Raw genomic sequence first — 12,721 nt, forward strand, 5'->3', positions numbered from 1 at the left:
GCGCGGGGCGCCGGTCCGGATGGTCGTGACGATTGGCTGCGACTTCGCGCTTAAGCGAAGCCGTGCTTCTTCTTGCTCTCCAGCTCCTGCGCCTTGAACTGGTTGAAGCGGGGCAGGAACTTGTCCCAGTCGATGATGTGGGCGTCGATTTCCGGGCCGTCGATACAGGCGTGCTTGCGGACCATCTTGCCGTCGATGGTGACCGGCACCATGCAGGCGCCGCACATCCCCGTCGCATCCACCATGATCGAGTTGAGGCTCGCCACGGTCTTGACGCCATACGGCTTGGTGAGGTCGGAGACCGCCCGCATCATCAGCGGCGGGCCGATCGCCACCACCTCGGCGATGCTGCGGCCTTTGCCTTCCTGGTTGGCCTTCATCATCTCCTCGAGCGGTCCGGTGACGAAGCCTTTGACGCCGTAGGAGCCGTCATTGGTGGTGTAGATCAGCGAGAGCTGGTCGCCGAACTCCTGCTTGAGCTTGCCGACGCGCTCGTCGTCTCCGGTCCAGAACAGGAACTCCTTGGCGCGGAAGCCGGAGATCAGCGTCACGTGGTTGCCGAGCCGCAGGTGCTCGCGCATGATCGGATACACCGGCGGCAGGCCGACGCCGCCGGCGCAGAACACCACGGTCTGGTTGCCCTCGTAGCGGTGCAGCTCGCTGGCGCGGCCGAGCGGGCCGGCGATGCCGGAGAACGCATCGCCGATCGCCATCCGGTTGATCTCCAGCGACGAGGTGCCCATGCCCTGCACCACCAGGTCGATGGTGCCTTTCTCGGCGTCCCAATCGGCCAGCGTCAGCGGGATCAGTTCGCCCTTCTCCCACGGCAGCACGCGGACAAATTGTCCGGCCTGGGCCGAGCGCGCCACCATCGGGGCCCGCACGGTGAACTCGACGATGCCGCCGGCGAGCGGCACCTTGTTGACGATGGTCTGCGCCACCTGGCCGAGCTCGGTGTACTTCGCGGCGCGTTCGACGCGGTCCTTGATCTCGGCCGGCGTGAACGGAATCTCGCCGACGATTTCGCGCGCCGCCGCCTGGCCGTCGCCGGCCGCGCGGATCGCGGTGGAGCCGCCGCGGGCGGCGTCGCCGCCGGTGTAGACGTCCTTGATCGAGGTTCGCTGCGAGCCTTCTTCGACCTCGATGGTGCCCCATTTGTTGGTCTTCAGGCCGGGCTCGGCGTCCTTCATGATCGGGTTGGCGGTGTTGCCCAGCGCCATGATCACGAGGTCGACCGGCACCCGCTCGATCTGCCCGGTCGGCTTCGGGCTGCGGCGGCCGGACTTGTCCGGTTCGCCGAGCTCGTTGACGTCGAGCAGCGCGTGGGTGACGAAGTGGGTGTGGTCGTCGCCGATGAATTCGCGCGGCGCGCGCAGCACCGCGAGATTGATCTCTTCTTCCAGCGCGTGATGCAGTTCCTCGACGCGGGCCGGCATCTCGCTCTTGGTGCGGCGATACACGATGGTGACGTTGCCGCCGAGCCGCTTGGCGGTGCGCGCCGCATCCATCGCGGTGTTGCCGCCGCCGATCACGAACACGTTCTTGCCCTTCACCTCAGGCAACGGCGTCTCGTAACGGTCGTCCAGCCCGCGCATCAGGTTGACGCGGGTCAGGAACTCGTTGGCCGACATCACGCCGAGCAGATGCTCGCCGGGCACGTTCATGAAGGTCGGCAGGCCTGCGCCGGTGCCGACGAAGATCTTCCAGAAGCCTTCGGCCTTGAGGTCTTCGAGCGTCGCAGTCTTGCCGACCACGAAATTCTTCACGAAGCGGCCGCCGAGCAGGATGATCTTTTCGACGACGTCGTCGATCAGCGTGTTGGGCAGGCGGAATTCCGGAATGCCGTAGCGCAGCACGCCGCCGAGGTCGTGGAATGCCTCGAAGATCGTGACCGGGAAGCCTTCGACCGCCAGCAAGTACGCGTTGATCAGTCCCGACGGACCGGAGCCGACCACCGCGATCGGCGGCTTCACGGCAGCGGCCCACGGCGAAATCCGGCCGGCGAACCGCTCATTGGCGTTCGGGTTGGTGAGCTTCTGATGCTCGGGCAGGTACCATTCGAGCTGGCCGATTTCGATCGGCCGCTTGGTATGGGTGCAGACGCCTTGGCACTGCAGTTCTTGCGGGCAGACGCGGCCGGTGACGTTCGGCAGCGGGTTGCAGCTCTCGATCAGCTCCAGGGCTTCGCGATGCTTGCCGTTGCCGAGCAGGTCCAGCATCTCGGGGATGTGGATCTTCACCGGGCAGCCGCCCTTCGGCTCCTTCTTGCCCTGGATCAGCACGCCGAGTTCGCACGGCTTGTCGTCGCACTGCTTGTCGCGCATCACCTCGAGCCAGACGAACAGCTCGCACTCGCGCAGGCTGTAGCCGATCGACTGGTAGCCGAGATAGCCCTGGTTCACGAGTTCGAAGTCGATCGCGCGCTCTTCCGCCGGACGGATGTAGGGCGGGATGAACGCCTCGCCCGGCCAGCCTTCCGACAGGTTCTCGAACATCGGGTAGCGACCGCGCAGATGCACGTCGATCGCCTTGATGAACTTGCGCTTGAACTTCAGCGGCAGCGCCCAGATGAAGCGCTGCAGGATCGTCGACATGTCGTCGCCGCGGGCGAGCAGATTCCACAGCGTGGTGGTGAAGGCTTCACCCAGCTCCGGCTGCTGGAATTCCCAGACGATGGCCTGGGTGCCATCGGCGATGAACATGTTGCGCAGCGACGCCGGATCGTTGACCAGGCGCTTCTGCAGCAGTGCGAGCTGCTTCTGGAAGACGCCGACAGCCTCGCTGTTCTGCAGCTCTTCCAGTTCGCTCTTGGAGCTTTCCAGCGTGCTGCGCGCCTGCTGGTAGCGCAGCACGTCGCTGGAGACCGTTCCGGTGACCTCGCTCATCGAATGATCTCCGCATCGCAATTGGCCGCTGCGCGGCTCAGTTTGGCCGACAGTTCAGGCGTGACCTTGAGCTTGCTGAACACGCCCGGGATGACGTGGGCGACGTCCTTCGGGGCGCCGTCGACGACGATCTTGGTGAGTTCGAACACTTCCGGCACGTCCTGGTAGCAGCTCTTGCAGTTGGTGCACTTGCCGAGGTCCGCATCGTCGATGTGGATCGGCTCGGCGCCGTTGCCGCCTGCCGCCTTTGCGCCGTTGGTCGGTGCTGCAGCCGCCGGAGCCGCCGCAAAGCCGTTCATCAGCGCGCCGAAGCCGCCGGCCGCCGGCGCATTCGACGAGGCCGCCAGTTCGCTCATGCCGCGCGCGATCTGATCGAGCGAGCTTTCGCGAGCCTTGACCTGTTCGTCGTACTGGTGCTGCAGCGCCTCGAGTTCGGCGCGGTGGCTGTCGTCGAGCGCACGGACGTCGAATCCGGCCAGCACCTGCAGGGTGCGCCAGTACTTGCGCCGTTCCTCGACCAGCGCCACCACGGTCTCGCCGACCGACAGCTTGATCAGCTTCTTGTCGGCATCGGTGGCGTAGATGAACGGCGTCTTGCCGGCTCGCGCGGCCGGATCGAGCGCGACGTATTCGTCGATCGGCAGCGCGTCCGCATCCTTCTTCAGCGGCTTGAACTGCTTGCGGAAGCGGACTTCGGTATGGGCGAAGTCGGCCGGCGTTAGCTTGGCCTTCAGAAGCTGCAGCTTGCCGCCCTCGTCGACATATTCGATCGTCTTGGTCGCCCAGTCCTGATCGGCCTCGGGGTTGCCGTCAAGATTGAAGGCGCGTTCCAATTTGCCGACCTTGCGCGGGTCGTGGACGAACACCGGATTCATCCGGCTTTCGACCGCAAGACGCGCCTGGCGGTTGGCGACGGCGTCGCCGATGCCGTGCTCGGCCTGGCACGGCGTGTAGACGTCGAGCACCGCCGGCGACGAGGTGTGGTTCAGGAACTCCATCACGTTCTTCAGGAAGTGGCCCTGCAGCGCGGTCGCGGTCTGCACCACGAACACGCTCGGATGGAACGAGGCGATCAGGCCGAGTTCCTTGCGGGATTCCTGCTTGCCGTGCTGGGCGATGCCGAACCGCGACAGGTCGCTGTCCTGGCCGGTGAGGCTCGCCGTCGAGGTCTGGCCGCCGGTGTTGGAATAGGCGCCGGTGTTCAGCACCACGACCTTGATCGGGGTCTTGGTGGCGAGCAGACGCGACAGCGCGCCGAAGCCGATGTCGTAGGTGGCGCCGTCGCCGCCCATGCTCAGCACGGTCGGCAGCATCGCCCGCTCTTCCGGCGTGAATTCGCTCCAGCCGAAATAGCGGAAGTAGCCGTCGTGCTTGGCCGCATCATAGGCGTCGGCCAGTTCGAGCTTGGCGACGCGCAGCGCCCGGAAGTCCTCCGAGGCCTTGGCGGTGAGACCTTCGAAGATGCCCTTGGCCACCGCAGGGGTGTCCTGGAACAGGCTGTTCACCCACGGGTCGGTGTAGGGGTTGAAGGGGAAGGTCGACGCATAGACGCTCGAGCAGCCGGTGGCGTTGGCGATCACCATGCCGGACGGGCCGTTGCCGGTCGGGCCGCTCTCATAGAGATACAGCCGCTTCTCCAGCGTCTTCAGGGTCTGGTCGATCCGGGCGGCGCGGGCATCGTCGCCGGCGACCAGCGCCCGCTTGGCGTTGAGCTGATCGATCAGGGTCTCCAGCTCGCGGATGTGGTCCTTGCGGCGCTTGTCGTGGATGGCGTGGTTGGTCGAGGTGACCAGACGGATCGCGGTGACTTCGCCGCAGCCGCGGCAGGCGCCGTGGCCGCCGGTGGTCGCGTAGTAATTGGCGCGATCGAGCATCAGGCGCTTGGTCTCGCCTTCCGGCTTGGTCGCGCTTTCGGTGAACCGCGCCGGGGTGTTCGGGGTGCGGCTGAGGAATTCGAACCGCGCCTGGAGCTGCTCCAGCATCGGTTCGTCCTGCTCACGATCGATCAGCGCGCCGGGGCCGCAGACGTCGATACATTCGAGACAGCCCGAGCACTTCCACGGGTCGACGCTCACCGAATACAGGCCGCCGGTGCCCGGCTGGCTCTTCTCCATCGCGTCGAAGAACGGCCGGGTGCGGGCCACCGGATACACCGACAGCGCCGCCGACAGCTTGCCGAAGTTGCGGTTCAGCGTCGCGTTGTCGAGCTGCAGCGCCTCCGCGGCCTGCGCGACGATGTCAGCGAACGGCTTGTCGTCCTTGCCGCCGCGATAGACTTCGCGGATCGCCTCGGTCAGCGCCGGCACCTTTTCGCTCAACGCGTCAGCTTGCGCCGGCGCGATGTCGAGTTGCTTGATCGCGGTCAGCAGCAGTTCATGGATGTCGTGCACCGCGTTCGGGATCGCGGCATCGGGGCAGACCAGCGCGCATTCCATGCAGCCGGTGCACAGGTCGGCCTTGAACTCCGGCACGTTGCGGCGGAACAGGCCCTTGTCCTTGGCGGCGGCGGAGCCGGCCGGCATGAACATGCCCATGCCCGGCAGCACCGGCGCTTCCGCAATGGTGCCGTCGCGGAACGGGCCGGCCAGCACGTCGTCGTAGTACTGCGGATCGAGGAAGCCGGACGCCGAGGCCGGCGCGGCGGCGCGGCACATCGATGCCGAGATCGAAGCGTCGCGCTTGGCCTTCGGGGCGGCCTTGATGGCGTCCTCGCTGAATTCCGGAGCGTCGACATCGACCTGGTGGGTGGCCTCCAGACCCTCGCGGATCACCGCCATGTTGCCTTCGACGATGTCGCCGCCCTTGGCGCCGAACTTCTTGCTGATCTGCTGGCGGATCTTGTTCAGCATCGCCTCCTGCGAGGCGTCGGCGACCACGCGGTCGACATTGCCGCAGACCGCGCCAATGAAGGCGATGCCCATCATCCGGGTTTCGAGTTCGGCGGTCGGGGCGTGGCGCTTGGCCACCGCGAAGGCGTCGATCACATAGAACTTGATCTTCTTGTCACGGATGGTCTGGCGGGCCTTCGCCGGCAGATCACGCCAGGCTTCGAGCGGCGTCAGGTTGGTCTGCAGAATGAAGGTGCCGCCCTCGACCAGCCCGCGCAGCGGGTTGGTGTGCACGAACACCTTGTGGTCCGGCGAGATCACGATCTCGACGTCTTCCAGCTCGGCGTTGGTGATTTTCACCGGCTCCGGCGACAAGGTGATGTAGTAGTTGGTCGGCGCGCCGCTCTTTTCCGAGCCGTATTTCGGCGCCGACTTCGAATGCATGTCGAGCGCGCCGGCCAGGATGTCGGTGAGCAGCTTGCCCGACGCGATGGTGCCGTAGCCGCCGATCGAGTGGAAGCGGATGCGGAACGCGGAGGGCGGCAGCAGGTTCGGGTTCTGCCCCGTCGGCAGCGCCATGAACTGGGTTTCCGGATACGCCGCCTTCAGCCGGTTCTGCAGCGCTTCCATCCGCGGCGACGGGTTCTCGGTGAAAAACTTGGTGCCGAGATACACGAACGGCGCCGAGTCCTGCTTCTCCATATTGGCGTAGCAGGCGATCAGGTCGCGCGGCTGCAGGTCGTGGCCGCCGAGGCCGAAGATCGCGGTGGTGATCTTCGGCAGCTTGGCGAGCGCCGGGATGCCGGCATGACGCATGCCGGCGTCGCCGTTTTCGCGCGCCTTGCACAGCGCCTGGGTGACCAACTGAGTCAGCGCGGTAACGTCGGAGCGCTCCAGCACGGTGACGGCGGTCTTGCCGGCCAGCGCCTCGACCAGTTCGGCTTCCGGGAACGGCTGCAGCATCTTGATCGACACCACGCCGACCTTCTTGCCCTGCGAGCGCAGATAAGCCGCGACCGCTTCGGCGTCGTCGGTGACCGAGCCGAGGCCGACCACGACGTGCTCGGCGTCGTCGCACATATAGGTCATCACGGGCTTGTATTCGCGCCCGGTCAGCGCGGCGTATTCGGCCATCGCTTCGGTGACGAAGCGCGGCACCGCATTGGCGAAGTGGGTGCGGTGATCGACAGCGCCGGCCTGGAAGTCGGGCTGGTTCTGCACGCCGCCGGTCAGGCCCGGATTGTCGATATCGACCAGCGCCGGCACGAGCTGCCGGGTGCCCTTTTCGGGCGCGTTGATCCACTGCCGCTTCCACTGGCCGCGCAGCTCTTCCGGCACGTAGGCGAGCGTCTCTGCCACGATGGTACCGGCGTTATCGGTCTCGATCGTGTCGGCGTTGTCGTCGAGGAATTTCCTGAGCGAAGCGAGGTCGGTCGGCATGAAGTCGGCCTCGTGCCGCAGTAGATACTGCTTGAGCTGGAACACGCGGCCCTTGGCGCCGAACAGCATCTCCTGCGCCACGGTCGGGCATTTGATGCGGCCGGCCGGGTCGCCGAGGAATTCGCGCAGCAGCTCCGGCTCCGGCATCAGCGCTTCGGACAGCATGTGCGAGGTGGCAAAGCCGTCCATCGCGTTGGCGACCGGGATCAGCGAGGTGGCGGCGACCTTATAAGAGATCGCCGCGAGGTCGGCGGCTTCCTGCGGATTGGAGCCGAACAGGATGGTGTAGCCCGACGACAGCAGCGCATAGACGTCGTCGTGGCCGGCCATCACGTTCAGCGAATGCTTCGACACAACGCGCGCGGCGACCTGCAGCACGAAGCCGCCGACCTTCTTGCCGACGGTAACGTAGTGCGATTCCAGGCCGTACAGGATGCCCTGGCTTGAGGAAGCGTTGGAGACGAACTTGCCGCCGGTCAGCGCCGCGCCGAGGGCGCCGGACTGCGCCGAGTGCTCGCCTTCCGGCTCGAAGAAGAACGGGTGTTTACCCCAGACGTTGCAGCCGCCGGACGAGCGGAACGCCTCATAGATTTCCGAGATCTCGGTCGAAGGCGTGATCGGGTAGCCGATGACGCCGCCGCAGACATGCCCCATCACCTGCGCCACCGCGCCGTTGCCGTGGATCACTGAGGGAATGCCAGGATATTTTGCGTTCATGGGGTCCGTCCGTTCTTGCGTGTCTGCGTTGGATCGGCGGAGCGAACCCGCCGTGTTGTGTGGCCATGTCTGGGGAAAGGTGTGTCGATGCCGGGCGGCTGCTGAGCAGCGGCCGGGCAGAACCTCCTCGTGGCCTTTAGATTGACTGCTCGCGAGGTATCGGGGGCCTCGCCGGCAGAGACGTTGCGTTGTGTGCGGTGCAGTAGCACGCAGGGGGAACCCCTGATTTGACGCGCATCAAAGCGCAAAAAATATGGATCAACGAGCAATAAAATTACGCATCGCTCAAAGAGTAGGCGGCGCTAGTTGCTTTTGCATACGATCTTCGATCGCATCCTCTCCATTGGTCCGAAAGCAGAATTTCTGCTGGCGCGGGCTCGTTGTATACTGTCATATACAACGATAGCGGAGCGCAGAGGTGTCTGCCCGCCGCTCGTGCTCACTCGACAGCGGAGCGCCGCCAGACTGCGGCGATGGGCCGATGACCTTCGACTCTCAATGCGATCTGGCTGCTCTGGTCTATGAGCGCGGCGAGGACCCGGATCGGGTGCTAGGCGAATTCGCCGCCGATCTCAATTCGCGGGGATACCGCGCAGTCGGTCTGGTCCAGATCGGGCCGCGCGGGGACGACACCCGCGGGCTGTCCGCACGGCTTGTGCATTCCGGCGAGCAAGTGACGTTGTATCAGGATCTCGGGCCGCTGGCGCAGGGTTGCCGGCTCGATCCCGGGCGGCTGCTGGATGCGGGCGCGCGCGTGGCGGGCGCGATGGCCGGCGGCGCCGATCTGCTGATCATCAATCGGTTCGGCCAGCAGGAAAGCGAAGGCAAAGGGCTGTTGCACCTGATTGTCGAGGCGCTCAGCGCCGACATCCCGCTGGTGATCGCGGTGCCGAGCCATCGCTTCGACGCCTGGATCAGGTTCGCCGACGGCATGAGCGTGCGGCTGCGCTGCGATCGGCGTGCGCTCGATCTCTGGTGGGAGAAGCTGCACGGCCGCGGCTTGCGGCGCGGAGCCCGCCCCCCTGTCAGCGTCTGCGAGGCGCTGAAATGAGAGGCGGGCGCGACGTGATGTCGCTGTGGTCGCCCCTGAACGCGTCAGTCGACGGCGACTAGGACGTCCGAAGCCTTGATCACCGCCACCGCCGCCTGACCCTTGGCGAGCTTCAGTTCGTCGGCGGATTCATTGGTGATCGAAGCCGTTACGATCGCGCCGCCGCCGATGTCGATGCGGACATGCGAAGTGGTCGCACCCTTCACGACGTCGACGATGGTGCCCTTGAGCTGATTGCGGGCGCTGATTTTCATAGCTGTGGTCTCCTTAGTTGAGGTTGGCCGGATCAGTTTTACCGTTATATAGTTCTGACACATGACGACTAGCTCGACGAAATGACGAGGGCGTTTGGAATGTCGATCGAGGCCACTGTCACCCTGAAGACGAAGGAGATCTCCGGAGTCGGGCGCGACCGTATTCGGCTACTCCAGGCCGTCGCCCGCGAGGGCAGCATCACGGCTGGCGCGAAGGCGGCGGGTCTCAGCTACAAGGCGGCCTGGGATGCGCTCGACGCGATGACCAACCTGTTCGGTCGTCCGCTGCTGGAAACCCGCACCGGCGGCAAGGCCGGCGGCGGCGCCCAGCTCACGCCGACCGGCATCAAGGTGATCGAAGCGTTCGGGCGGCTCGAAGCCGAGATGACCCGGGTGTTCCGCAACCTCGAACCCGAACTCGCCGGCAGCGGCATCACCCCGATCAATCTCGTCTCCGGATTCTTCATGAAGACCAGCGCCCGCAACGCCCTCCGCGGCGTCATCTCGGACATCAAGGCCGATACGCTCAGCGCCGAAGTCGCCGTAACGGTGTCGCCCGACACTACGATCTATGCACTTCTGACCGCAGAGAGCGTGCGTAGCCTCGGCCTCGTGGTCGGCCGCGAAGCGATCGTGCTGATCAAGGCGCCATTCGTGATGATCGCGCCCGGTCACCAGCCGCCCCTGGTGTCGGCGCGCAATTGCGTGTGCGGCATCGTCCGCCGCGCCGACGTCTCGGCCGTCAATGCCGAGATCGTGCTCGACATCGGAGGCGACAAGACGCTCGCGGCCTCGGTCACCGCGCGCAGCGCCGGCGACCTCAAGCTGGCCCCCGGTGATCCGGCGTGCGCGGTGTTCGACGCCGCGCACGTCATCGTCGCCATCGACTGAGCGCGCGCATGATCTATCCGGCATCATTGCGAGGAGGCGAAAGCCGACGACGGCGCGAAGCGCCGATCCGGGTGTTCGCAATGAAGAAAACCAATTGAGCAACTAATAGGAGTCATCCCTTGAAGACCATCGTCACTCTCAGGCTCGCCCTGTTCGGCGCAGCTTTCGCCGCCGGCCTCGCATCTGCTCCGGCGTTCGCCGATTCCGCCAAGGTGGCGGTCGCCGCGAACTTCACCGAGCCGGTGAAGGAGATCGCCGCTGCGTTCAAGGCCAAGACCGGCCACGAGCTGGTGCTGTCGTTCGGCGCCAGCGGCCAGTTCTACACCCAGATCACCCAGGACGCGCCGTTCGAAGTGTTCCTGTCGGCGGATTCGGCGCGGCCGAAGAAGCTCGCCGACGAAGGCTTCGGCGTGAAGGACACCGTGTTCACCTATGCGGTCGGCAAGCTGGTGCTGTGGAGCAAGTCGCCGGGCGTGGTGAAGGGCGAAGAAACCCTCAAGCAGGCGACGATCGCCAAGGTGTCGATCTGCAATCCCACCGCCGCGCCCTACGGCGCCGCCGCGGTCGAGACCATGCAGGCACTGAAGCTGTACGACGAGCTGAAGCCGAAGCTGGTCGAAGGCGCCAACATCACCCAGGCCTATCAGTTCGTGCAGACCGGTAACGCCGAGATCGGCTTCGTGGCGCTGTCGCAGGTGATCAATGACAAGGACGGCTCGCGCTGGATGGTGCCGCAGAATCTGTACAAGCCGATTACCCAGGACGCTGTGCTGCTGAAGAAGGGCGAAAACAGCGCCGCCGCCAAGGCGTTCCTCGACTTTCTGAAGGGCCCCGAAGCGCGGACGATCATCGAGAAGTTCGGCTACGAAGTCACCACGCCGAAGGCGAGCTGACGTTCGCAATGCGCTCTCTCCCGTCATTGCGAGCGCAGCGAAGCAATCCAGCTCCAAGCACGGGGCTGGATTGCTTCGTCGCTTCGCTCCTCGCAATGACGGTTGGATAGGCCATGACCAATCTTCCCCCCGATATCTGGCAGCCGGTGTGGCTCACCATCGAGCTGGCGGCGATCACCACGGTGATCCTGCTGATCGTCGGCACGCCGATCGCATGGTGGCTGGCGCGCTCCAAGGTGTGGTGGAAGGAAGGCGTCGCCGCGGTGGTGGCGCTGCCGTTGGTGCTGCCGCCGACCGTGCTCGGCTTCTATCTGTTGGTGCTGATGGGCCCCGACGGTCCCGGCGGCGCGCTGGCGTCGCTGTGGGGCGGCCGCACCCTGGCGTTCACTTTCGGCGGTCTGGTGTTCGGCTCGGTGATCTATTCGATGCCGTTCGTCGTGCAGCCGATCCGCAACGCGTTCGATGCGATCGGCGATCGTCCGCTCGAAGTCGCCGCGACGCTGCGGGCCTCGCCGCTGAAGGCGTTCTGGACGGTGGCGGTGCCGCTGGCCCGGCCGGGCTTTCTGGCCGGCGCCGTGCTCGGCTTCGCCCACACCGTCGGAGAGTTCGGTATCGTGCTGATGATCGGCGGCAACATCCCGGGCAGCACCAAGGTGCTGTCGGTGGCGATCTACGATTACGTCGAGACTTCGCAGTGGCGCGAGGCCAACATCCTGGCCGGCGGTATGGCGGCGTTTGCCTTCGTGGTGATTCTCACCATGATGACGCTGGAAAAGCGAACCGCACGGATCAGAGGATGAGGGCGCTGTCACCTCCCAGCATTCGGGCGGCGTTTCACGGCCAGCTCGGCGGCTTCACGCTGGATGCCGCCTTCACGGTGCCGGCCACCGGAATCACCGGACTGTTCGGGCCGTCCGGCTGCGGCAAATCCAGCGTGCTGCGCTGTCTGGCCGGGCTGCAGCATCTGCCCGGCAGTCGCTGCGAAGTCGGCGGCGAAGTGTGGCAGGACGAGGCGACCTTCCTGAAGCCGCATCACCGGCCGATCGGCTACGTGTTTCAGGAAGCCAGCCTGTTTCAGCATCTGTCTGTCAAGGCCAATCTGCTCTACGGCGCGCCGCCGGAATTCGGCAAAGCTCACGTCGGCGCGGTCGGCTTCGACGAGGTGATCGAGCTGCTCGGCCTGGCGAAGCTGCTCGAACGGTCGCCGCGCAATCTGTCCGGCGGCGAGCGCCAGCGCGTCGCGATCGGGCGGGCGCTGCTGTCGCAGCCGAAACTGCTGCTGATGGACGAACCGCTGTCGGCGCTCGATCGGTTGACCAAGGACGAGATCCTGCCGTTCCTGGAGCGGCTGCACGCACGGCTGTCGCTGCCGGTGATCTATGTCAGCCACGACATCACTGAAATCGAACGGCTCGCCGATCATCTGGTGCTGATGCAGTCCGGCAAGGTCATGGCGGTCGGCCCGCTCACCGAGCTGCAGAGCGATCCGAAGCTGCCGCTGGCGGTCGCGCGCGATGCTGCGGTGAATTTCGACGCGGCGGTCGAGAGCTACGACACCGAATACGGCCTGGTGACGCTGCGGATCGCGGGCGCGCGGCTGCTGGTGCCGTCGCCGCCGGTCTCGCTCGGCGAAAGACGGCGGGTGCGGATCGCAGCCAGCGACGTCAGCCTGGCGCGCCAACCGCCGCAGGCAAGCTCGATCCTCAATGCGGTCGCGGCGCGGATCGTGGACACCTCGCCGATCGGCGGCAAGGAAATGCTG

At 65.7% G+C, this 12,721-nt stretch carries 8 protein-coding genes; 5 read left to right on the forward strand and 3 right to left on the reverse strand.

Going from position 1 to position 12,721, the window contains the following annotated elements; genetic code table 11:
* Positions 1–50 precede the first annotated feature (50 nt).
* Positions 51–2,885 (reverse strand): sulfide/dihydroorotate dehydrogenase-like FAD/NAD-binding protein, encoded by a 2,835-nt coding sequence (locus DU475_RS06625; protein ID WP_164631384.1) that lies wholly within the window; start codon positions 2,883–2,885, stop codon positions 51–53.
* A complete protein-coding gene (locus DU475_RS06630; protein ID WP_164631386.1) occupies positions 2,882–7,870 on the reverse strand; it encodes a 2-oxoacid:acceptor oxidoreductase family protein in 4,989 nt (1,662 codons plus the stop codon). The genes DU475_RS06625 and DU475_RS06630 overlap by 4 nt, the downstream gene beginning before the upstream one ends.
* A gap of 481 nt (positions 7,871–8,351) precedes the next feature.
* Between DU475_RS06630 and DU475_RS06635 the strand changes: the two genes are divergently transcribed.
* Complete coding sequence (locus DU475_RS06635; protein ID WP_013504528.1) at positions 8,352–8,921, forward strand: DUF2478 domain-containing protein; 570 nt, start codon at positions 8,352–8,354, stop codon at positions 8,919–8,921.
* Between the two features lie 44 nt (positions 8,922–8,965).
* Here the strand turns inward: DU475_RS06635 and DU475_RS06640 are convergent, their stop codons facing one another.
* The gene (locus tag DU475_RS06640) at positions 8,966–9,175 is read right to left on the reverse strand and encodes a TOBE domain-containing protein (protein ID WP_013504527.1); all 210 of its coding nucleotides are present in this window, start codon (positions 9,173–9,175) and stop codon (positions 8,966–8,968) included.
* Between the two features lie 99 nt (positions 9,176–9,274).
* On the opposite strand from DU475_RS06640, the gene DU475_RS06645 reads away from it, so the two are divergent.
* The 4 genes from DU475_RS06645 to modC form a co-directional block, all read left to right on the forward strand.
* The gene (locus tag DU475_RS06645) at positions 9,275–10,066 is read left to right on the forward strand and encodes a TOBE domain-containing protein (RefSeq protein ID WP_013504526.1); all 792 of its coding nucleotides are present in this window, start codon (positions 9,275–9,277) and stop codon (positions 10,064–10,066) included.
* Positions 10,067–10,185: 119 nt separating this feature from the next.
* On the forward strand, positions 10,186–10,959 hold the full coding sequence (modA, locus tag DU475_RS06650) for a molybdate ABC transporter substrate-binding protein (RefSeq protein ID WP_164631388.1): 774 nt from the start codon (positions 10,186–10,188) through the stop codon (positions 10,957–10,959).
* Between the two features lie 113 nt (positions 10,960–11,072).
* On the forward strand, positions 11,073–11,759 hold the full coding sequence (gene modB / locus DU475_RS06655; protein WP_013504524.1) for a molybdate ABC transporter permease subunit: 687 nt from the start codon (positions 11,073–11,075) through the stop codon (positions 11,757–11,759).
* Positions 11,756–12,721 (forward strand): molybdenum ABC transporter ATP-binding protein (modC, locus tag DU475_RS06660; RefSeq protein ID WP_164631390.1); only part of this gene is annotated, 966 nt, incomplete at its 3' end. The genes modB and modC, both read left to right, overlap by 4 nt.

This window comes from Rhodopseudomonas sp. WA056 (genome assembly GCF_010906995.1).
Taxonomy (GTDB): domain Bacteria; phylum Pseudomonadota; class Alphaproteobacteria; order Rhizobiales; family Xanthobacteraceae; genus Rhodopseudomonas; species Rhodopseudomonas palustris_G.